This is a genomic window from Alteromonas infernus, assembly GCF_902705815.1.
Window position 1 is genome coordinate 48,041 of the sequence record NZ_CACSIG010000083.1, and the last position, 21,367, is coordinate 69,407.

The window sequence follows — 21,367 nt, forward strand, 5'->3', positions numbered from 1 at the left end:
TGCGATTCCTTATTGTTTTAATGCTTCAACACCGTCTGGTGTATTCACTGCAAGCGCTTCTAAGCCCTTACTAATACGTTTATTCAAACCTGTTAGCACTTTGCCAGGCCCTACTTCAATAACACGCTCTACGCCTGCTGCCGCTAAGTACTCAACGGTGCGGGTCCATTGTACCGGGCAGTAAAGCTGACGCACCAATGCATTTTTGATAGCGCCACCCTGCGTTTCAATGGTGACATCAACATTGTTTACTATGTTGATTGCAGGTTCATTAACGTTCAAAGAAGATAGTGCATCTTCTAATTTATCTGCTGCGGGACGCATAAGTTCGCAGTGAGAAGGAACGCTTACCGCAAGAGGAAGCGCACGCTTTGCTCCCGCGTCTTTACAGGCGCTCGCCGCTTGTTCTGCCGCATGTTTCTCACCAGCAATAACCACTTGACCCGGAGAGTTAAAGTTAACCGGCGCGACTACGTCGCCTGTGGCAATGGCAGTTTGCTGACAGATATCTGCTATAGTCGCATCGTCTAACCCAATGATGGCGTACATCGCCCCCGCGCCTGCTGGCACGGCTTCTTGCATGTATTTACCACGGGCTTCAACAAGTTTAATGGCATCAGCAAAGTCCATTGCGCCACCGCATACAAGCGCCGAATACTCACCAAGGCTGTGTCCTGCCAGGTAATCTACGTCTATACCTTGTTCACGAATAACGCGCCAAATGGCAACACTTGCTGCAAGTAGCGCAGGCTGCGTGATATGCGTTTCGTTTAGTTTTCCATCTGTATCGTTTTGCACTAAGTCCCAAAGGTCATAACCGAGTACGTCAGAGGCTTCTTTGAACGTCGCTTCGATAATAGGAGAAGTCTCAGCGAGTTCTTTAAGCATGCCTACGCTTTGAGAACCTTGCCCTGGAAATACACAGGCTGTCTTTGTCATGTCGATTCCTTATTATTTTTCTTTACTAGAAACGAGAATACGTTAAAAAATTACAGTGAGAAAAGCAGGGCTTAATAGCGAACAAGCGCTGATGCCCAAGCAAATCCTCCTCCGAATGCTTCTAGTAATAAATGCTGTCCACGTTGAATACGTCCGTCTCTAATAGCCGTGTCTAGCGCGGTTGGCACTGTGGCTGCAGATGTATTACCGTATTGCTCTAATGTAAGCACCACCTGGTCAAGGGACATATTTAGCTTTTTCGCCGTAGCCTTGATAATTCTAAAGTTTGCTTGGTGTGGCACTAACCAGTCAAGATCAGATTTTTCCATACCGTTTGCCGCAAGCGTTTGCTCAACCACTTCAGAAAGTTTGGTTACCGCCACCTTAAATACTTCGTTACCACGCATTACGCCCCAATTTTCGTGAACGGATTGTTCATCACCTCGGGTTGGATTACCTACAGCCAATAAATCGCCATAAGACCCTGCAGCGTGGATATGCGTTGACAAAATGCCTGGTTCGTCACTAGCCTCTATAATGGTCGCGCCAGCGGCATCGCCAAATAGAATAACCATGGTTCTGTCTGCCGGGTCTATAAGACGGCTAAGGCAATCAGTACCCACCACTAGAATGCGTTTTGCCATCCCCGATTTAATATATTGATCGGCAACGCTCAACGCGTAGCAATAGCCTGCACAGGCCGCCGCTACATCGAATGCTGGAATACCATCTAAATCGAGAATGCGTTGAATTTCACATGCTGTGCTGGGTAGCGCGTAGCGACCGCTAGTGGTTGCGCACACAATCATGTCGATAGATTTGGGGTCGATACCCGCCATTTCAATGGCTTTTTTACTGGCTTCTGCCCCCATGGTAGCAGCGGTTTCATCTGCTCCAATAATACGTCGCTCTTTTATCCCGGTACGGTCAGTGATCCATTCGTCACTGGTGTCCACCATTAGCTCTAAATCTGCGTTTGTACGCACGTCGCTGGGATAATAGCTACCTGTTCCTATAAAGCGTGAATATTTGCTCAAAGCTGCTCCAACAATACCGTTTCTATCTTCGTCTTTATCTTTTCAGGCAAATGCATCTTTGCTTCTTTCATTGCTTGCACGATGGCGTAATAAAAGGCGTCTTTTTGTGCATTTCCGTGACTCTTGATAACAATGCCGCGCAATCCTATCAGACTCGCACCGTTATACTGGTCGGGGTTCACGCTGTTATAGATAGATTTCAGTAATGGGAAGGCAATTTTTGCTAATAAGCGGGTATAGAAATTCTTTTGAGACTGGCGTTTTACTTCATTTATCACTAACTTAGCCAGTCCTTCACTCGATTTAAGTGCAACGTTTCCCGTAAAGCCGTCTGTCACGACAACATCCGCATAGTCGGTGAAAATGTCGTCACCTTCTACATAGCCAATGTAGTTAATACCTGGGGCGTCTTTGAACAATTGGTTGGCAGACTTTACTTGTGCATTACCCTTAATATCCTCTTCACCTACATTCAATAACGCTACACGAGGAGAAGGGATTCCTGCCACTTCTTGAGCTAAAACTGACCCCATTACGCCATATTGAAAAAGTATTTCAGGCGTACAATTCACGTTTGCGCCTAAATCTAACAAAAATACATTGTGATGGCTGGTAGTTGGCATCATGTTTATGAGTGCTGGCCTATCAATACCGGATAAGGTTTTTAACAGGTAAAACGATAGCGTTAATAGCGCACCGGTGTTCCCTGCACTTACGCACGCATCTGCCTCACCGCTTTTGACAAGTTCAATAACGCGACGCATTGAAGAGTCTTTTTTATTTCGCAGTGCCGAGGTGGGGACTTCGCCCATTTCAACCACTTGTGAACAATGCTTAATTGTAACGCGACTGCGCTCTGCATCAGTGAGAGGTTGAAGGCCTGACTTGATAGTGTTTTCGTCACCGCACAATGTGAAGTACACATCGGGATGAAGTTGGATAGCCTTGACGGCTGCAGAAAGGATAACAGGGGGACCATGATCGCCCCCCATGATATCTAACGCGATGGTTAGTGTAGACAAAATGTAGTCGCCGTATTACGCGCCGATTACTTTCTTGCCTTTGTAATAACCGTCAGCGGTCACGTGGTGACGACGGTGAGTTTCGCCTGACGTTGAATCGACAGACAAAGTCGCGCCTGTCAATGCATCGTGTGAGCGACGCATACCGCGCTTAGAACGCGTTTTACGATTTTGTTGTACTGCCATAACTTACTCCTGGTCTCGCTTAAGTTCTTTCAAAACCGCGAAAGGGTTTTGTCGCTCTTGTTCCGGTTCAATCTTTCCAAACGACATATCGTCTTGCTTCACTGTACACTCCGACTCTGCATGAAGGGGCACAATTGGCAAAGATAACAGTAGCTCGTCTTCAAAAATTTGAAGCAGATTAACTTCTCCGTGGTCGTTGACCTCTACCGGTTCATAAGCCTCGGGAATGATGTCGTCGCTTTCCTGTTCTTCTCCCTGCACTGGAGTAAAACAGAATTCCGCTTCCACGGGATAATCGAGTTCACCATTACACCTTTGACAGATAAGTGTTACCTGCGTGGCTAGATGGCCGTGAAAAACAGTAAGACCCTGCGCGTCTTTTTCGAACTGTACTTCTGCGTCCACGTAGTCATTGCATCGGACAACCGCCTCGCTCAATCGTTCCATATCTTTAGACACAATCACACCCCGATAATCGGAACGTTTCATGGCGCTTTTAGTCGGTTCAACCGAATGAGGGAGTTTCACTTTCTGCATAGGGCGCGCATGATATAGCGTCGCCCCCTTTCTGTCAAAGCAAAATTGTGATTTAACACACATTATAAGATTATGTGCCTCACAAGGTGATAATGTTACATTGCGCGATATAATGATGCTTTGCAACATATTGATTTTTAAATAAGGAGTATTTGTGGCTCACCTTATTTTGGCCTCCTCATCGCAATACCGGAAAATGCTGCTTGCAAACATCGGTATTCACGTCGATACCCACGCCCCCGATATCGACGAAACCCCTTTCAATAACGAAGCGCCTACCGCATTAAGCGTTCGACTTGCCGAGCAAAAAGCACTTAAGGTTGCCAGTGAGCTCGTCAATGTGCCCCGCGACACCCTTATTATCGGTAGCGATCAAGTCGCATTGGTTCAATCGGACGATGGACCACAGTTACTAGGAAAACCAGGGAATAGTGACAATGCGGTTAAGCAGCTTAAAGCATGCCAAGGAAAAGAAGTCACGTTTTATACGGCGCTTTGCCTTCATCAGCCCGCGACCAATAAAACCGTTACTCAAGTAGATGAAACCCGGGTGTACTTTCGCCAAAATAGCGAAGCTGCCCTTACCGCTTACGTGCAAAAAGAACAGCCCTTAGATTGTGCAGGCAGTTTTAAAAGCGAGGGTTTAGGAGTCTTGCTATTCGATAAAATTACAAGTCGAGATCCTAATAGCCTTATTGGTTTACCCATTATGCTACTTAACGAACTATTAGATGTGCACTTTAACGTTGACTTGCTGGCCATGGCAGCGCAATAAGCAATGCGCCGTTTTATTTTAAAACAGCGTCGCTTCTAACTCGCTAACTGAGTGAACCAATGCAACGGGGTTAAGTGCCTCTAAATGTACTTGGGCATGGACCCCATAAGATACCCCTATTCTATCCATGCCGATGGCTTTAGCCATTTGCATGTCATAGGTCGTATCCCCAACCATTACGGCATCTTTTACTTCTACACCGAGCTCGTCAAGAAGCTGCAACAACATATCTGGCGATGGTTTTGATTCAGCTTCATCAGCGGTTCTCGACGCGCTAAAATACACGCCTGTACCTGTTTGCGTCCAAGCGCGGTCTAAACCTCGACGTGCTTTGCCAGTTGCAACCGCTAGAATACACCCCGCCGCTTTTAAATTGGCCAACATGGTATTAACGCCGTTGAATAATGGACAAGGCGTTGTATCTACAGTAACAAACGCCGCTTTATAGGCCTTAACTAGACGCTCTGCCAATTCATCATCTTGAATATTGAATAACTGTTTAATAGCAGGCTTTAAACTAATTCCAATTATATGACCCACTTGTTCATAAGATGGTATGGGCATATCACACTGCTTAGCGGCAATTTGCATGCAGCTAACAATTTTATCTGCCGAGTCCATCAAGGTGCCATCCCAGTCAAAAATGACTAATTTATAACGAGGCAATTTACTGCTTATATCCGCTGAGGTGACGTCCTCGGCTAGCGTTTTTTGTGAATGCATAAATTGATTACAGTGCTTTAAGCGTATTTGAAAGTATCGGGTCTAAAGGTGCAGAAAATGTCACCCGTTCTTCTGTTGCAGGATGTAACAACGAGATGCTGCGTGCATGAAGGAACAATCTATTTAGCCCCTTTTGTCTCATTGAAGCATCAAAATCCGCATCACCGTATTTAGGGTCGCAAGCAATCGGATGGCCAGCATGTAAGCAATGAACACGAATTTGGTGTGTTCTGCCTGTTATTGGCGAAGCTTCTACCAATGTCGCCCCCGCATACTCTTCTAAAATGCGGTAGCGCGTTTCTGAGGGCTTACCATCGTCGCTCACGCTAACCATTCGCTCGCCAGATTGAAGCACATTCTTGCGAAGCGGCGCTTTCACCTTAAAACGATTCTTAGGCCATTCACCCGAAACAAGGGCGTTGTAGCGTTTGTCCATTTTCCCCGTGCGCAGTTGCTCGTGCATATGACGAAGTGCAGAACGCTTTTTTGCAATTAATATGCAGCCCGAGGTATCTCTGTCTAATCTATGGACCAGTTCCATAAACTTGGCGTCAGGGCGTAACGCACGTAAACCTTCTATTAAACCGAAACTTAAACCGCTGCCGCCGTGCACGGCCATACCTGATGGTTTATTCATCACCAGGATACGATCGTCTTCAAATAGAATATGAGACTCTAACGCAGCAATTTTGTCGAGTTTAGGCGAAGGCGCGGGCGCCCCTTCCGACACACGAACAGGCGGAATTCTAACAATGTCATCAGCCTGTAACTTGTATTCAGGCTTAACGCGGCCTTTATTCACTCGCACTTCGCCTTTGCGCAAAATGCGATAGATCATGCTTTTCGGCACGCCCTTTAGCTGGGTGCGCAAAAAATTATCGATACGTTGACCAGCCAAATCGGCGTCAACCGTTACAAAACGTACTTTTATTGGGGCTTCTTCTTTCATGGGCCAAGTATACCCCATTGCTAATTCCCCCTGCTAACTGAAACGCACAAAATATTGAAAAAAGCATATTTCGCTGCAATTTTAGGCAAACCTAGCGTTTTGAACGCAGACCAGTTTGGAAATGCAGAGATATACACAATTTATTCACTTGCTTTCCTTGCTAAAATTGGGGTTTTGGTGCGATAATTACCAACGTTTTTTGCACGGTAAAATTCACAGCTTAGATTTTGGTAGTAAGCGGCTATTTGTGCCCCTATCCAAAAAAAGTGAAACGCAGCGTTAGAAAAACAACAAACAAGACCGAAACAGCAATCAGCGAAAAATGACGATGCTGTTCAAACTTGTAAACGATAAAGCATGGCGCAGCGTTGGTAGCATCCGCAATGAAAAAGTGATTTTCATACCAACCTAGCTAGAGAGGCAACGACTACACTGCCGTAGAAAAGCAACCGCCATTGCTTGCGAACATAAAATAAGTTTGCCGTTAACTAACAGAATTAAATGACACGCGAGCAACAATGTTTGCTCGTATTAAAGAATACAGTAATAAGGGCTAGTCGCTCCCGACATCCTTAAAGCAGTGTGACCATAGAGATTTACTTACAGGTTCGTTTACATAACAAACGCAAGTAACATCCAGTAATTAGGGCGCTAAAAACGGCGCTAACATGGTCAACCACCAAGGATAATGCGACGTAACAACAAGGTCCCCGTCCAGCCGTGAGGTTGCGCGGTGAGGGTTTGCACATGTCACTTTAATTTTGTGTCTTAACGGCTGTACGAAAACAGAGTTAGATACAATGAAAAGAATGTTAATCAATGCAACTCAACAAGAAGAGTTGCGCGTTGCCCTAGTCGATGGGCAACGGTTGTACGATTTAGATATAGAGAGTCCAGGACACGAACAAAAGAAAGCAAATATCTACAAGGGTAAAATTACCCGTGTTGAACCCAGCTTAGAAGCAGCGTTTGTTGACTACGGCGCAGAGCGTCATGGATTCCTACCCCTTAAAGAAATAGCCCGCACTTACTTCCCTAAAGGTTACAAATTCGAAGGCCGCCCTAACATCAAAGATGTGATTAAAGAAGGCCAAGAAGTTATCATCCAAATTGATAAAGAAGAGCGCGGCCAAAAAGGCGCGGCACTAACCACATTTTTATCGCTTGCGGGAAGTTACTTAGTGCTTATGCCAAACAACCCTCGTGCTGGCGGTATTTCTCGCCGAATTGAGGGTGATGAGCGCACTGAGCTTAAAGAGTCACTAAGCAAACTTGACCTTCCAGATGGCATGGGCCTTATTGTTCGTACCGCTGGTGTAGGTAAATCTTACGAAGAATTAGAGTGGGATTTAAAAGTTCTTCTTAAGCACTGGGAAGCAATTTCAGAGGTTGCTGAAGGTCGTGAAGCACCGTTTTTAATTCACCAAGAAAGCAACGTTATTGTTCGCGCTATCCGCGACTATCTACGTCGTGATATTGGCGAGATTCTTATCGACAAGACCAGCATCTACGAGCAGGCACTACAGCATATTCAGCTAGTCCGTCCTGATTTCGCAAGCCGTGTAAAGCTTTATCGCGGTGAAGTTCCATTATTTAGTCACTATCAAATTGAAAGCCAAATCGAGTCAGCCTTCCAACGTGAAGTTCGCCTGCCGTCTGGTGGTTCAATTGTTATTGACCCAACGGAAGCGTTGACTTCCATTGATATCAACTCTGCCCGTGCCACTAAGGGTGGCGATATCGAAGAAACAGCCCTTAACACTAACCTAGAAGCGGCTGATGAAATTGCCCGTCAATTACGCCTTCGCGATCTAGGTGGTCTTGTTGTTATCGACTTCATTGACATGACCCCCGTTCGTCATCAGCGTGAAGTTGAAAACCGCATGAAAGATGCGGTAAGAAGCGACAGAGCGCGTGTACAGTTAGGGCGTATTTCACGCTTTGGTCTATTAGAAATGTCACGCCAGCGCCTGCGCCCTTCTCTCGGTGAGTCTGCGCATCACGTGTGCCCTCGCTGTTCAGGCCACGGTACTATTCGCGGGACTGAGTCTTTGGCGCTGTCTATTCTTCGCATACTAGAAGAAGAAAGTATTAAAGAAAATACAGGGCAAATTGAAGCGCAATTGCCTGTACCCGTAGCAACCTACTTACTGAACGAAAAACGTAAGTCTATTCAGCTACTAGAAAAACGTCACGGTGTAGATTTGCTGCTCATTCCAAACGCGAACCTAGACACACCGCACTACCAAGTATTGCGTCGTCGCCCTGACGATGTGGTATCTGAAGCCAGCTACGACGTTGAGTTAATGCCTGCGGTAGAAGCAGAAACTGAAACGACGACTACGACGCCAGTTAAACGCGAAGAACCTGCGCTTAAGGGCCTAGTTGCACCAACGGCTGCACCGGTTGTTGCACCTAAAGAAGAGCCAGCGAAGAAAGCTGAAGACGTGCCTTCATTATTTGCGCGTATTGGAAAGTGGATCAGCGACTTGTTTGGCTCTGAAGGTGAAGAAGAGAGCAACAAAGACAAGAAACAGCAATCTACTGACACAAATAAGAATAGAAACAATCGCAGCCGCAATAACGACGACCGTCGTCGTAAGCCGCGCAATAAAAACCAGCGTCGTAATAACTCGTCTCAAAACAGAGACCAGAATAAAGACCAAGGTCGTGACGAGCAGCAGGATAATCGCAAAGCACGCGGTGATCAGCGCCAAGACCAGCGTCAAGATCAAGACGACAAGCGCAACAACAAAGGTCGCAAGCCACGTAAAGCGCAGCAGCCTCGCGACGAGCAGCAAAAGCCTAAACACGAGAAGCAAGAAGGCGAACAGCAAGAAAACCAAGCGCAGAAGAAGCGTGAAGTTGCTGAACGCAGAAAGCGCCGTGACAAGCGTCGTAGCGTTCGTGTAAAGAAAGATGACAATACGCCAAGCATTGTAGAGCAAACAGAAGCGCAAGCGGTACCTGCCCAGAACGGCAACGAAGCTGTAAAAGCACCTCAACAGGATGCAAAAGCGCAAAGTAAGCCGAAAGCTGACGCAAAGCCTCAAAAAGCGGTGAAAGCCGATGAGGTAGAAGCACAGTCAGGCAATACGGCTGCTCAGAAACAAGAAACGAAAAAACCAGCTAAAAAGCCAGTAGACAAAGCGTCTGAAGAAAAATCTGCACCAGAAGCCGACAAGGTTGAAGGCAGCCAAACAGATAGCGCTGACGCTACAGAGGCGAACAGCGAAGAAAACGGGCAAAAACGCGAAGGACGTGGTCGTTCGCGCCGTTCTCCTCGTCACGTACGTGCAGCTGGTCAGCGTCGTAAGAAAGAGTCTCAGCAAGTTGATGAAGCTGAAACACAAGCGAAGCAACCAGGCGAACTTGAGCCTCAAGAGCCAGAGACAAGCACAGTAGCTACGCAAACAGAAGCGCCGGCTGTTGAAGAAACTCAAGCACAGGAGCCCGGAAAGCTAGCGCCATCTGAAGAGCAACCAGCATCTAATCAAGAAAAGCAAGACACCGCGAACCTTGACGTTGAAGCGGTTCAAGACGAACTTCAGTTTGATGTAGAGCCTTCAGCGGGTAAGAAGCCTTTAGCGGAAGAACAGCCTTCAGCGAAAGAACAAGCTTCAGCAGAAGAGACTCCTGTAGGAGGCAATACAACTTCAGCTGATGAGAACTCTGTCGCTAAAGCAGCCCCTCTTTCACAAGAAGAGGCGGTTGCAAAAGCGCAGGCTTCTACCGATAGCAGCACCTCATCTGATGAAGTAGCGTCTGAAGAGGCTGCCCCTTCTGAAGTGAAAGCGACGTCTGACAACGCGTCAGAACAAGCCGCAGAGGAAAGCGCTTCAGCATCGCCAGAGCAGGTTGAAATCAACCTTGCAGAAACAACCGAAGCAGCAGTAGAAACTAAAGCGAACGCACCGGTAGCGAAAGCGCCTGCTAAGCAACAGGTTTCAGAAACGTCAAGCTTAGCTGCAAGCGGTAAGGGTAAGCGCGGCGCATCTCATCCGATGGCGCTACCTGCTGAAGTTAACGACGCCTTTGTAGATGTTGCGTTAACGGCTAAAGCCGATAACGAACGTCCAGCGCTGGCCGTTTCGGGTAAAACAGCCGCAATGGCTCAGGCAGGCTCTCGAGCATCAGCGCCAACAACACTACCTAAGTCGGTTGACGCTGACGCAGTAGCGCAATAGCTAACCCGTTTACGCTAACAGTTTGTTAGCGTTCAATTAGTAAAATGCTTTAAAAGCCGCTTTCGAGCGGCTTTTTCATTTGCTAAATTATTTTGGAAAATTCATTTTTTAATTTACTTCTTAAGGCGTGTAATGAGCGATGTGGTAAGCGAAGCGTTTGTTCGGTGGTTAAGCGACGTAAGTGGCTGCGATGTGATAAACACCAGCATGATCCAGCCCCTATGGAGTGGCTACGGCGCATGCTTTAGGGCCCAACTAGCGCCGAATTCAGCTGCCAAGCTTAAAAACGTCGCCGGCAATCATCACAATAAAGCGCCAGGAGACAACGGTATTAGGCATGTAGTGGTAAAATGCGCCACGCCCCCTGATACCCTTGCTCACCCCAAAGGTTGGAATGGACAGGCCAGTGATGAGCGCAAACGCCACTCGTTTCGCGTGGAAAATAGCTTTTATAGTGCATTACAGACGCTCACCGATGACACGTGTCGCACCGCCACTTGCGTAGCTGATGACCAAAAAGGCGATTCAACATTGCTTGTTATGGAAGACCTTGCCCGAGGCGGCTATACCCACACGACAATGTCACTTTCAGTAGAAAGCGCCAAAACCGTTTTAAAGTGGCTAGCCCATTTCCACGCGCGCTTTTTGAACATAAAGTTCGAGGAAAATAAAAAGCGAGTGTTGCTATGGCATGAAGGCTCCTATTGGCACCTAGCAACAAGAGAAGAAGAATATCAGGCAATGCCTGATAGCCGACTTAAGCAAAGTGCTAGGGCCATAGCTAAACGGCTTGCCAACGCACGCTATCAAACCGTAATTCACGGCGATGCAAAAGTAGCGAACTTTTGCTTTACTCCAGACTACGCCGCTTGCGCCGCCGTTGATTTCCAATATGTCGGCCATGGCATAGGCGTAAAAGACGTCGCTTACTTCTTAGGAAGTGCCCTCCCTACCCAAGCGCAAATAACACACCGTGACGCTTTGCTAGGCACGTATTTCGGTGCGCTTGAAAGCGCGCTAAATACTCGCTTATCGACAAACGATACCCTTTGCTCTTTCGACCGTGATGATATCAAGCACGTTATAGAAGAATGGAAAACCTTATACCCGTTCGCCTGCGCCGATTTCTATCGCTTTTTATCAGGGTGGAGCCCAACGCACTGGAAGATTGATGAGGAACTCCAGTATCAGACAGATATTGCATTATCTGCACTCGCAAATACGTAGTTCACCTCAACCTCTCTACCTATAATGATAAGAGGCATGTACGGCATCCCTTGTTTTGAAAACCTCTCGTGCTCCCTCCTATCTAGGTCAAGTGGAATACAAATAAATTGAAGGTATCGAATTAACCAAAGAGCAGGCTAAAACGGCTATTGTCACACCGCTACGTAGCCTTCCCCCACACCCAGACGTACGCGATGGCTTGCAGGCCCTAAAAGACAAGGGCTATAAACTGGTAAGCCTTACCAACTCTTCTAATAAAGGCGTGTATACCCAGTTTAAAGATGCAGATCTACTGTCTTACTTCGACGAGCGACTTAGCGTTGAAGATATTAACTTGTACAAGCCCGATACACGTACCTATGAGTGGGCTATTGAAAAAAATGGGCATAGCAGCAGAAGACGCTATGTTAGTCGCGGCTCATGGTTGGGATATTGCTGGCGCTAAACAAGCGGGCTGGCAAGCTGCATTTATCGCTCGCCCGGGTAAAGTGCTTTATCCATTGGCAATTGCACCAGATACCGTGGTAGGTGGTTTAGATGAACTGGTAACTCAACTGCCTGATGCCCAATAAATCGTTAGAACATCGACATACCGACCAGTCTAGCTAGATAAAGCCAGGGGTTTATGCCCCTGCCCTTTTCATATCAATATGGGGAATACCGTCTTCCAAGTACATCGTCGATGTGGCTTTGAATCCAAAGCTCTCGTAAAAGCGTCTTAAATACTCTTGCGCGCCAATTTCAATATCACAGCCCGGCCATAGCGCCTCACAGTGCTTAATAGCTTCGCACATAAGGGCCTTACCCGCTCCTTTCCCCCGAAAGGCTTCACTGGTCGCCACGCGGCCTATACTTACCGATGGATAACTGACGCCTTCACCAAGTAATCGTGCACATGCCACAAGTTTATTATTTTCAAAGCCCATTAAGTGGTGGGTTTGCGAATGACGGTCTTTTTCATCAAGTTCCGGATAGGGGCAGTTTTGCTCAACAACAAAGACATCGACGCGTAGCTTAAGTAGGTCGAAGAGTTGATGAGTAGTGAGTTCATTAAATGTAAGAGACTGCCAAGAAACCATGTTACCTCAATGGAATATCATCTTTAAAACGCTTATGTGCTGCGTTCATACAATTACTGCTTAGCCTTTGATGCACTAACCTTTCATCTGATTTTACAACGAACGCTAAGCAACGCTTTTTGTACATAGTAAACAAATACATTGAGCGGGAACATACATTCACGTCTCTTTTTTATTAGGGCAGTGAAATTTAAATCGTTATTTTTGGCAACGTGCTAGTTTAGTTAGGCGATAGAAATTTTAACTTTTAAATAGCCTCGCAATATATCCGTATAGATCCTCGTTTAATCGAATTCAGAGTTTTAGGCTATAGCTTTCATCCGTTTGAATCATTAATGTGTATCTACACTATGTATTGACTAAACGACAGGTCCACCGAAGAGTATGAGCGATAAACGGAATATTAAGCAATACGGCAACCCTGCTGGCGGATGGGGTGCATTAAAAAGCGTAACCCAAAGTTGGCTCCAGAGTGAAAAGCCGCTCAAAAACCTTCGGGCCATGCTAAAAACCAATCAAGATAAAGGCTTCGACTGTCCGGGTTGTGCATGGGGTGAGTCGCCAGAAAGCGGTTTAGTCAAGTTTTGTGAAAACGGGGCGAAAGCCGTAAATTGGGAGTCAACCGGTCGCTACGTAGGCCCGGAATTTTTCGCTGACTATACGGTGAGTGCGTTGAAAAAACACACTGACTACTGGCTCGAGTCTCAAGGCAGGCTAACCCACCCGGTCCGTTACAATAACCAAACCGACCGATATGAAGCCATCAACTGGGATGACGCGTTTGGCCTAATCGCTCAACACCTGAACGGGCTGAGCTCTCCGCATCAGGCAGAGTTCTATACGTCAGGGCGCGCTAGCAATGAAGCAGCTTATCTTTATCAATTATTCGTTCGCGCATTTGGCACCAATAACTTCCCAGACTGCTCAAACATGTGCCACGAAGCATCGGGTCAAGGAATGAAGCCCACCATAGGCGTAGGCAAAGGTACAGTCACGTTCGATGATTTCGAAAAGGCAGATACCATCTTTGTTATTGGTCAAAACCCGGGGACTAACCACCCGCGCATGTTAGAGCCACTGCGCGATGCGGTGCGAAGAGGCGCCCAAGTCGTTTGCTTAAATCCGCTAAAAGAGCGAGGACTAGAAAAGTTCCAACACCCTCAGCACCCTATTGAAATGCTCACCAATGGTTCAACACCAACCAATACCGCTTACTTCAGGCCTGCCCTTGGCGGCGATATGGCAGTCATGCGCGGCATTGCTAAGTGGCTTTTAGCCTGGGAGCAGGAAGCAAAAGCGAACAATGCCCCTCCCGTATTCGACCACGACTTTATCAATGCACATACGAATGGCATGGATGACTATTTAACTGCTGTTGAATCGACCAGCTGGGAGCATATTGAAGCGCAGAGTGGTTTATCGAAAGAAGACATCCGCCACGCGGCAACTATGTACAAGCGCGGAGAACGGGTAATCATGTGCTGGGCTATGGGAATTACACAGCACAAACACTCTGTTGCTACGGTTCAAGAAATCGTGAATGTGCAGCTATTGCGAGGCAATGTTGGCAAGCCTGGCGCCGGTCTGTCGCCTGTTCGAGGCCATAGTAACGTTCAGGGTGACAGAACCGTGGGTATTAACGAAGTGCCGCCTAAAGCGTTACTCGACGCGCTGGAAAACAAGTTTAACTTTGTGGTACCACGAGAGAGAGGTCACAACACTATTCAAGCCATTCAGGCCATGGAACGTGGCGATGCCAAAGTCTTCATTGGCTTAGGTGGTAATTTCGCACAAGCCACACCGGATACGCCGCGCACCCACGCCGCATTATCAAAATGCGATTTAACTGTGCATATCGCCACTAAATTAAACCGCTCTCACTTAACGACGGGAAAAGATGCGCTTATTCTACCCTGTTTGGGTAGAACTGAAGTCGACATGCAGGCTAGCGGACAGCAAGGTGTTACCGTTGAAGATACCTTTTCAATGGTCCACCTATCCTATGGACAACTACCGCCGAGCTCACCTGAACTTCGCTCGGAACCGGCTATCATTGCGGGTATCGCAAAAGCCACGTTAGGCAATACGCCTGTAGACTGGGATCATGTAGTCAGTAATTACGACAATATACGCGACCTAATTGCCGATACCATTGAGGGCTTTAAAAACTTTAATAGCAAAGTGGCACAGCCCGGTGGCTTTCATCTAGGCAATGCGGCGAGCGAAAGACGGTGGCTAACACCATCGGGTAAAGCGGAATTTGCAGCCAATACACTGCCAAACTCGCTATTAAACGATGATGTAGTCGCTCGTGGCGAAAAACCAGACTTAATCTTACAGACATTGCGTTCGCACGATCAGTACAACACTACCATCTATGGCATGGATGACCGTTACAGAAATGTGTTTGGCGCTAGAGATGTCTTGTTCGTCAATGAGAGCGATATTCGAAAACTGGGCTTCAATGACGGGGATAAAGTAGACATTACGTCTTTATGGAATGACGGAAGAACCCGTCAGATAAAGCAATTTATGTTGGTGGCTTATGATATACCCCAAGGACAAGCCGCGGCCTATTACCCGGAAACCAACCCGCTGGTACCATTAGAAAGTTATGGTGACGGAACCTTCACACCAACGTCAAAATTTATTGCGATCAAACTTTCAAAGTCCGAGTCGGATGGAGGAATTGCGGTGAATACGCTCTCGGTGAGTCATATTTAGGCACGTGGATAAGGGATACGCCATAGCGGTTGGCCCACTTAACTGATAATGCCGTAGGTGCTGAAAGGGTTACAAGCAAAGGTAATTTTGCTCTTATCGCTTTTTGCACGAGTTCTAAGCTACAGCGACTGGTTAGCACTACAAGGCAATCCTTCTGATAAAGTTTATTAGCCGCAATTGCCCCAATTAACTTATCAAAAGCGTTATGCCTTCCTATATCTTCACGACACGCAAGTACATTGCGCTCGGCATCAATATAGAGCGCGCCGTGCACTGCCCCACTTTGCTGCGCTAATGCTTGCGCTTGCGAAATTAGGTCTCGCAACCCTTCAAACCAGCTTGCTTCTGGTAGAGGCAATGGATCTACGGGTTGGAGTTGAGGCAAAGCGTTATCCAGCGCTTCGACACCACAAAGCCCACAGCCCGATGCACCTGCCAATTGCCGTTTATTTTCTTTTAACTTCCAAAAAGCCTGGTTCCACTTCAGCATTAATGTGCTCTTTGTGGTATGTCAACTCAATACCATAAAGCTGGCGGGGGTGCTCAATAATGTCGTTACTTAAACTGAAGCCAATAATAAAGTCTTCAATGTCTTTGGGCGTAACAAGCATTACTGCATAGTTGATACCGTTGTAACTAATGCTTAATGCGACCTCTTCAGCAAGAGTAAAACGTTGAGTTTCAGGTGTTCCATCTAAAACTAATGCGTGGTGTTCGGCGTTATATGTCATCAGGCCAATCACCTGGCGTATTAACATTAAGCCATTGTGCCTCATCCATACGGGTTATTTTTTCGTTCTGTTTTTCTTGCTCGCCATTTACCCTTTTAGGGCGCGCAAGATTAGCTTCTTCAAGAGCAATGGCTTCTAGGCTTTCTAAGAATCCCACTACACGTCGCTTGTTTTGTTCGACCAAGTAGTGCGTTAGCATGGCGTTAGTATTGTGCATAACAGACAAGTAAAAAGGCAAAAAGCGTTTTTTCACATAAACCGACCGCTGGGCTTCCCGCCCTGCTGATACTAGCGTTTTCAAAAGCTGAGGTGTCATCTGGGGCATATCCACGGGAAGGACAAGCAATTCAATAGCACTACCTTTGCCCGCATTTGAATTACATAAAACATCCAGTGCTGCATGCACACCACCCAGTGGACCTGCATCATCAATTTTATCATTTAAAAAATTTGGCGCATTACGGCTGATTAATACCTCATCACACCCTGCAGCCTTTAATAGCGATGACGCATGCTCAATAAGCGTGCTTCCCTGATAACGCATAAGGGCTTTATCTTGTCCCATTCTGCGCGATTGGCCACCCGCTAACACTAGTCCGATAAGAGTTTTATTCACTTTATCCACTTTATGTTTCTCTCTTATCAAGCTTTCCCTCATTATTTATTCTAAAAATTCAAAACACTGCTTAGCAATAGAAAGCTAGGCCTTGATTAGGTTACACAGATTGCAGAAGGCGCGCACTAGTTCGTAGAGGCTTTTTTCTTAGTACTAACCCGAATGAAAGTAGAAACAGCCATACCGTAGCAGCCCCATCAACCGCATGAGTAACAGTAGTCAAATAACCAATATCAGCAAACGACGCAACAGTGGTGTCGCTTAGTGTAATCGGGTAAGGCCCTAAATACCCTGTCATTAAGTCCGACGAACCACCAGGCCAAGGCTCATCCCAATGACTGTTAGCAGTACCTGCGCCTCCGCCCAGCTCTACAGGAATAAAGGTGGCGTCTTCGACAAACTCACGGCGGTAGATTTCCAAAGCGTATTCTCCAGTGTAGCGCCCTGTGCCATTGACGTAATTAGACTGGCTCCCTGCGATAAAAAAATCTGTCGTCCACAGAATGCCAAACCCGATAACATGAGCCATTTCGTGCACAATAACATCGAAAAGTGTGCCGTTATTTTCCATGTTATTAAGGTCTGCCGTATCAAATCTCATACGACCTTTATTCGCATAAACATAAGTACTATCGGAAAGCTGAGTAATACTAGAAGGTCCAGCATTACCTAACACCCCACCTGTACCATCAATCGGCGCTCCACTTGCCTCTATAATAATACTATGGTCAAAAGAGCTTTGAACACCTATTAAATATGATTCCCAATACGCGATTGCATCATCAAAGATGCTGGATTGTGAAGGTGTTAAGCCCCCAAGATCATTAATAGAAATTTTAAAAAGCCCTGCTTGTGTAGGAAGTGACAGACACAGTGAAACAACTACTAAAACCAACTTAGGTAAACCCATGATGGTTACCCTCCAATTTTAACAACCACGTGCAATACCGCTTATAACGGTGAGCAATACGAATACGCCCTACCAAATATAGTCTAGAAATCAAAAGAACGACGTTATCTTTAGTAATTTATGTAGCGGCAAAAATGAGGATTCTAAAAGTATTCTCGCAAGAAAGATTAATAATTATAAAGCGTTACCATCAAGATAACGTTATTAACACAATGGTTTCAAACTTGATGGTATTAAGCACGCTCAATCAAAAACGCCGTGCGAGTAGCAATACATTAAAATTTAATTTGGTTAGATAAATACTAGGTAAGATTACCCACCACCTGACTGCCTAACAACCATAAGGTGGTGAGTTTAGAAGGGCTACCAGGTCAAATCGTCTGGAATTTCGTAATCGGCATACCAATCGTCTTCAGCTTCGTCTTTGCCGTCGCTACCACTTTTATCTAAGTCGGCGCGATAAATAACAGACGCTTCATCGCGCTGAGCTATTTTGTCTGCAACCGGAGTGGGAACCAGTTCGTACGCATCGTCTAGCATAACCACGGTTAGGCGACCTTTCGTCACCTGCTTGTGTATTTCTTCACTCACGTACATGCGTTTTACTACGTTGTCGTGGGTAAAATTAAGCAAGGTTTCGCCCTTACGTGGCTGCTTGTTTACGGTAATAAGTTGTCTTACTTGTGCGGCTATCGAGCGTCTTTCCCTTTCCTGTTGTTGAAGCTGATTAAGCTCTCGAGAGCGCGCTTTTTTCTCTTCAGCCGCTTGCTGCGCCGCTAATGCTGCTTCATCTACCACAGGCTGCTTTTGCTTATTTTTCTGTTTTTGTTTTTTGCGTTTATCTGCGCGTGCTTGTTTCGCAGTCGCTTTGTCAGCCAATCCGGCTTTTAAAAGTTGATCTTGTAAAGAGGCCATAACTCACTCTCTATTTATGTAGTAATTAGCCTTGCATAAAGTATGTTGCAAGACCTAACAAATATTCAAGAAGTAATAAGCCCGAATAAATTCGGGCTTATTTTTTTACGCTTCACAGTATTGTATTAGCTTTGAATTATTTTTTCTTAGCTTTCGACTTGGCAGCCGGCTTTTTAGCCGCTTGCTCTTGCCACTTGCCATCGTCGTACCATGCAGACCAGCCCGTCGCTTTGCCGTTTTCATTTTCCGACATCACATACTGCTGCTTTGTCTTTCTACTGTAGCGAACTATTGCAGGATTTCCGTCAGGATCGGTTTTCGGCGCATCTGCAAGATAATAGAATTTCGGCGAAATTCTATCTCTAAAGCGTGCCAGTTCTTCCACTTTCGGTGCACGAGTTTCACGCGATTTAGGGAAGTTGTGGGCCGCTAAGAAGATGCCCGACGCACCGTCACGTAGCATAAAGTGAGCATCAGATTTTTCACACGGTAGCTCAGGTAAATCTACTGGGTCTTCTTTAGGTGGTGCAGCTTCGCCGTTTCGTAAAAGCTTACGGGTATTCTTACACTCTTCGTTGGTACAGCCAAAGTATTTACCGAATCGACCGTTTTTAAGCTCCATATCGCTGCCGCACTTATCGCATTCGATAATCGGGCCGTCGTAGCCTTTAATCTTAAAGGTACCCGCTTCAACCAAGGTACCATCACAGGTAGGTGTATTTCCACAAACGTGTAGCTTACGGGTTTCATCTACCAAGTAACTGTCCATGGCGGTACCACATTTAGGGCAACGCTTTTTAGAACGGAGGGCTTCGGTTTCAAGCTCTTCTTCGTCATCTACCTTAACGACTTCATCGCCAGGCGTTAAGTTCATAGTATTCGTGCAGCGCTCTTTAGGCGGCAAGTTATACCCAGAACAACCTAAGAATACACCCGTTGACGCGGTTCTTACGTTCATTTCACGGCCGCATTTGTCGCACTCAATACCCGCTGGTATCGCCTGATTTAGGCGCATACCGCCTTCTTCAGGGTCTTTCTCTGCGTTTAGAAGCTTACCGTAAAACCCACTGTAGAATTCATTGAGTACGTCTTTCCAGTCTTTGTTGCCTTCAGCAATATCATCGAGATGTTGCTCCATGTTGGCCGTAAAGTCGTAGCTCATTAAGTCGTCGAAGTTTTCCATTAGACGATCGTTAACGATCTCACCCATTTTCTCGGCATAAAAACGCTTGTTCTCTAAACGTACATAGCCGCGGTCTTGAATGGTTGAGATAATACTCGCGTAGGTAGACGGGCGGCCAATACCGCGTTTTTCCAGCTCTTTTACCAAAGACGCTTCGTTAAATCGTGCCACTGGTTTTGTGAAATGCTGCTTAGGATCAAGTGCTTTCAAGTCAAGCACATCGCCTTTCTGCACATCTGGCAACATTAATTCTTCATCGCCTTTTTTGCGAAGCTGTGGCTGCACGCGCGTCCAACCGTCAAACTTAAGTACACGGCCTTTGGCGGTTAGCTCGTAATCACCCGCCGCCACTTTGATGGTGGTTGCGTCGTACTTCGCTGGCGTCATTTGACAGGCCAAAAATTGTCGCCAAATCAACTCGTAAAGACGCTGAGCGTCACGTTCCATATCACCTAAACTAGCAGCGCCGATATTGACATTAGACGGGCGAATCGCCTCGTGCGCTTCTTGCGCGCCTTCTTTGCTGCCGTAGCGAATTGGAGAATCGGGTAAATACTTGTTTCCGAAATTATCGGAAATATACGCTCGAGCACTGTCTAGCGCTTCTTGACTCAAATTTGTCGAGTCGGTACGCATATAAGTGATGTAACCCGCTTCATAAAGACGCTGCGCCATCATCATGGTTTTCTTAACACCAAAGCCTAGTCGCGTACTTGCCGCTTGCTGCAGTGTAGACGTGATAAACGGCGCTGATGGGCGGCTTTGCGTTGGCTTCGATTCGCGACTTTCTACCGTGAATTTCGCACTTTCTAAATCAGCCAGCGCTTTGTCGGCTTCTGCCTTATTTTTTGGCTTAAACCCATTGCCTTGATACTTAGCCACCAGCATCCGTAGTGCCGCTTTTTCTTGGCTGGTCAGGTCGGCGTGCACATCCCAAAACTCTTCAGGCACAAACGCTTTAATTTCTCGCTCGCGCTCCACCACTAAGCGTACTGCTACCGATTGAACACGGCCTGCAGATAGGCCTCGGGCAATCTTTTTCCAAAGCAGGGGCGACACCATAAAGCCCACAACACGGTCTAAGAATCGGCGTGCTTGCTGCGCATTGACACGAGATATATTTAGCTCACCTGGGTCTGAAAACGCATCTTGAATCGCGTTTTTGGTAATTTCATTAAACACCACACGCTGATACGTTTTATCTTTTTTACCCAGCAACTCCTGCAGATGCCAAGCGATGGCCTCTCCCTCGCGATCCAAATCGGTTGCGAGATAAATGGTGTCTGCGTCTTTCGCTAATTTTTTAAGCTCGTTAACGACTTTTTCTTTACCTTGCAATACCTGGTAATGCGCTTTCCAGTCTTTCTCTGGATCCACACCCATTCTGTCTACAAGTTTCAAATATTCATGACGTCGAAGGTATTCTTGACGCGCTTCTTCGCTTAAAGTTTTGAGTTCTTTAGCCGGTTTTTTAGGCTCTACTTTGCCTAACGCCTTCGTTGGAAGATCTCGCACATGGCCAACCGAACTTTTTACGATAAAATCTTTACCAAGATATTTATTTATCGTTTTTGCTTTGGCTGGTGACTCGACTATGACCAGTGATTTTGCCATATAATTGAACTAA

The 21,367-nt window shown here is 46.4% G+C and carries 18 protein-coding genes and 1 pseudogene; 5 read left to right on the plus strand and 14 right to left on the minus strand.

Going from position 1 to position 21,367, the window contains the following annotated elements; translation table 11 throughout:
• Positions 1-9 precede the first annotated feature (9 nt).
• The 5 genes from fabD to yceD form a co-directional block, all read right to left on the minus strand.
• Positions 10-939, minus strand: a complete 930-nt coding sequence (fabD, locus tag ACX5J7_RS18810; protein ID WP_498707866.1) for an ACP S-malonyltransferase — start codon at positions 937-939, stop codon at positions 10-12.
• Between the two features lie 71 nt (positions 940-1,010).
• Positions 1,011-1,976 (minus strand): beta-ketoacyl-ACP synthase III, encoded by a 966-nt coding sequence (locus ACX5J7_RS18815; RefSeq protein WP_012518208.1) that lies wholly within the window; start codon positions 1,974-1,976, stop codon positions 1,011-1,013.
• On the minus strand, positions 1,973-2,998 hold the full coding sequence (gene plsX / locus ACX5J7_RS18820) for a phosphate acyltransferase PlsX (protein WP_498707869.1): 1,026 nt from the start codon (positions 2,996-2,998) through the stop codon (positions 1,973-1,975). Before plsX ends, ACX5J7_RS18815 begins: the two co-directional genes overlap by 4 nt.
• Before the next feature lie 15 nt (positions 2,999-3,013).
• Positions 3,014-3,184, minus strand: a complete 171-nt coding sequence (rpmF, locus tag ACX5J7_RS18825) for a 50S ribosomal protein L32 (RefSeq protein WP_012518206.1) — start codon at positions 3,182-3,184, stop codon at positions 3,014-3,016.
• Between the two features lie 3 nt (positions 3,185-3,187).
• A complete protein-coding gene (gene yceD / locus ACX5J7_RS18830; RefSeq protein ID WP_041912870.1) occupies positions 3,188-3,721 on the minus strand; it encodes a 23S rRNA accumulation protein YceD in 534 nt (177 codons plus the stop codon).
• Between the two features lie 154 nt (positions 3,722-3,875).
• Here yceD and ACX5J7_RS18835 point away from each other — a divergent pair, with 154 nt between their 5' ends.
• Complete coding sequence (locus tag ACX5J7_RS18835; protein WP_474376786.1) at positions 3,876-4,496, plus strand: Maf family protein; 621 nt, start codon at positions 3,876-3,878, stop codon at positions 4,494-4,496.
• 18 nt (positions 4,497-4,514) lie between these two features.
• On the opposite strand, the gene ACX5J7_RS18840 is transcribed toward ACX5J7_RS18835, so the two are convergent.
• Positions 4,515-5,219: an HAD-IA family hydrolase gene (locus ACX5J7_RS18840; protein ID WP_071959082.1), complete on the minus strand. Its 705-nt coding sequence runs from the start codon at positions 5,217-5,219 to the stop codon at positions 4,515-4,517.
• 7 nt (positions 5,220-5,226) lie between these two features.
• A complete protein-coding gene (gene rluC, locus ACX5J7_RS18845; protein ID WP_278382911.1) occupies positions 5,227-6,168 on the minus strand; it encodes a 23S rRNA pseudouridine(955/2504/2580) synthase RluC in 942 nt (313 codons plus the stop codon).
• 800 nt (positions 6,169-6,968) lie between these two features.
• Between rluC and rne the strand changes: the two genes are divergently transcribed.
• The 3 genes and pseudogenes from rne to ACX5J7_RS18860 form a co-directional block, all read left to right on the plus strand.
• On the plus strand, positions 6,969-10,355 hold the full coding sequence (gene rne, locus ACX5J7_RS18850; protein ID WP_278382906.1) for a ribonuclease E: 3,387 nt from the start codon (positions 6,969-6,971) through the stop codon (positions 10,353-10,355).
• Between the two features lie 132 nt (positions 10,356-10,487).
• The gene (locus ACX5J7_RS18855; protein ID WP_278382907.1) at positions 10,488-11,582 is read left to right on the plus strand and encodes a phosphotransferase; all 1,095 of its coding nucleotides are present in this window, start codon (positions 10,488-10,490) and stop codon (positions 11,580-11,582) included.
• Between the two features lie 115 nt (positions 11,583-11,697).
• Positions 11,698-12,154, plus strand: a pseudogene (locus ACX5J7_RS18860) (HAD-IA family hydrolase); the annotation flags it as partial.
• A gap of 51 nt (positions 12,155-12,205) precedes the next feature.
• On the opposite strand, the gene ACX5J7_RS18865 reads toward ACX5J7_RS18860, so the two are convergent.
• Positions 12,206-12,661 carry a GNAT family N-acetyltransferase gene (locus tag ACX5J7_RS18865; RefSeq protein WP_020743420.1) on the minus strand — a complete coding sequence of 152 codons (456 nt, stop codon included), beginning with the start codon at positions 12,659-12,661 and terminating at the stop codon, positions 12,206-12,208.
• Between the two features lie 384 nt (positions 12,662-13,045).
• On the opposite strand from ACX5J7_RS18865, the gene ACX5J7_RS18870 reads away from it, so the two are divergent.
• Positions 13,046-15,385 (plus strand): FdhF/YdeP family oxidoreductase, encoded by a 2,340-nt coding sequence (locus tag ACX5J7_RS18870; RefSeq protein WP_498707872.1) that lies wholly within the window; start codon positions 13,046-13,048, stop codon positions 15,383-15,385.
• On the opposite strand, the gene ACX5J7_RS18875 is transcribed toward ACX5J7_RS18870, so the two are convergent.
• The 6 genes from ACX5J7_RS18875 to topA form a co-directional block, all read right to left on the minus strand.
• Positions 15,318-15,875, minus strand: coding sequence for a formate dehydrogenase accessory sulfurtransferase FdhD (locus ACX5J7_RS18875; protein WP_498707874.1), 558 nt, complete (start codon positions 15,873-15,875; stop codon positions 15,318-15,320). The genes ACX5J7_RS18870 and ACX5J7_RS18875 overlap by 68 nt on opposite strands.
• On the minus strand, positions 15,832-16,116 hold the full coding sequence (locus ACX5J7_RS18880) for a formate dehydrogenase accessory sulfurtransferase FdhD (RefSeq protein WP_498707875.1): 285 nt from the start codon (positions 16,114-16,116) through the stop codon (positions 15,832-15,834). Before ACX5J7_RS18880 ends, ACX5J7_RS18875 begins: the two co-directional genes overlap by 44 nt.
• Positions 16,106-16,732 carry a molybdenum cofactor guanylyltransferase gene (gene mobA / locus ACX5J7_RS18885; RefSeq protein WP_498707877.1) on the minus strand — a complete coding sequence of 209 codons (627 nt, stop codon included), beginning with the start codon at positions 16,730-16,732 and terminating at the stop codon, positions 16,106-16,108. Before mobA ends, ACX5J7_RS18880 begins: the two co-directional genes overlap by 11 nt.
• Before the next feature lie 100 nt (positions 16,733-16,832).
• The gene (locus ACX5J7_RS18890; protein WP_023559641.1) at positions 16,833-17,642 is read right to left on the minus strand and encodes a leishmanolysin-related zinc metalloendopeptidase; all 810 of its coding nucleotides are present in this window, start codon (positions 17,640-17,642) and stop codon (positions 16,833-16,835) included.
• 363 nt (positions 17,643-18,005) lie between these two features.
• Positions 18,006-18,557 (minus strand): DUF2058 domain-containing protein, encoded by a 552-nt coding sequence (locus tag ACX5J7_RS18895; RefSeq protein ID WP_023559640.1) that lies wholly within the window; start codon positions 18,555-18,557, stop codon positions 18,006-18,008.
• Positions 18,558-18,693: 136 nt separating this feature from the next.
• Entirely contained in the window at positions 18,694-21,354 is a 2,661-nt protein-coding gene (gene topA, locus ACX5J7_RS18900) for a type I DNA topoisomerase (RefSeq protein ID WP_498707879.1), read from the minus strand.
• Positions 21,355-21,367: the final 13 nt, after the last annotated feature.

Excerpts from the sequence above, each read along its gene's own strand:
- fabD (WP_498707866.1), bottom strand. The coding sequence starts at position 939 with ATGACAAAGACAGCCTGTGTATTTCCAGGGCAAGGTTCTCAAAGCGTA.
- rpmF (WP_012518206.1), bottom strand. The coding sequence starts at position 3,184 with ATGGCAGTACAACAAAATCGTAAAACGCGTTCTAAGCGCGGTATGCGT.
- yceD (WP_041912870.1), bottom strand. The coding sequence starts at position 3,721 with ATGCAGAAAGTGAAACTCCCTCATTCGGTTGAACCGACTAAAAGCGCC.
- ACX5J7_RS18840 (WP_071959082.1), bottom strand. The coding sequence starts at position 5,219 with ATGCATTCACAAAAAACGCTAGCCGAGGACGTCACCTCAGCGGATATA.
- rluC (WP_278382911.1), bottom strand. The coding sequence starts at position 6,168 with ATGAAAGAAGAAGCCCCAATAAAAGTACGTTTTGTAACGGTTGACGCC.
- rne (WP_278382906.1), top strand. The coding sequence starts at position 6,969 with ATGAAAAGAATGTTAATCAATGCAACTCAACAAGAAGAGTTGCGCGTT.
- ACX5J7_RS18855 (WP_278382907.1), top strand. The coding sequence starts at position 10,488 with ATGAGCGATGTGGTAAGCGAAGCGTTTGTTCGGTGGTTAAGCGACGTA.
- ACX5J7_RS18865 (WP_020743420.1), bottom strand. The coding sequence starts at position 12,661 with ATGGTTTCTTGGCAGTCTCTTACATTTAATGAACTCACTACTCATCAA.
- ACX5J7_RS18870 (WP_498707872.1), top strand. The coding sequence starts at position 13,046 with ATGAGCGATAAACGGAATATTAAGCAATACGGCAACCCTGCTGGCGGA.
- ACX5J7_RS18875 (WP_498707874.1), bottom strand. The coding sequence starts at position 15,875 with ATGCTGAAGTGGAACCAGGCTTTTTGGAAGTTAAAAGAAAATAAACGG.
- ACX5J7_RS18880 (WP_498707875.1), bottom strand. The coding sequence starts at position 16,116 with ATGACATATAACGCCGAACACCACGCATTAGTTTTAGATGGAACACCT.
- ACX5J7_RS18890 (WP_023559641.1), bottom strand. The coding sequence starts at position 17,642 with ATGGGTTTACCTAAGTTGGTTTTAGTAGTTGTTTCACTGTGTCTGTCA.
- ACX5J7_RS18895 (WP_023559640.1), bottom strand. The coding sequence starts at position 18,557 with ATGGCCTCTTTACAAGATCAACTTTTAAAAGCCGGATTGGCTGACAAA.
- topA (WP_498707879.1), bottom strand. The coding sequence starts at position 21,354 with ATGGCAAAATCACTGGTCATAGTCGAGTCACCAGCCAAAGCAAAAACG.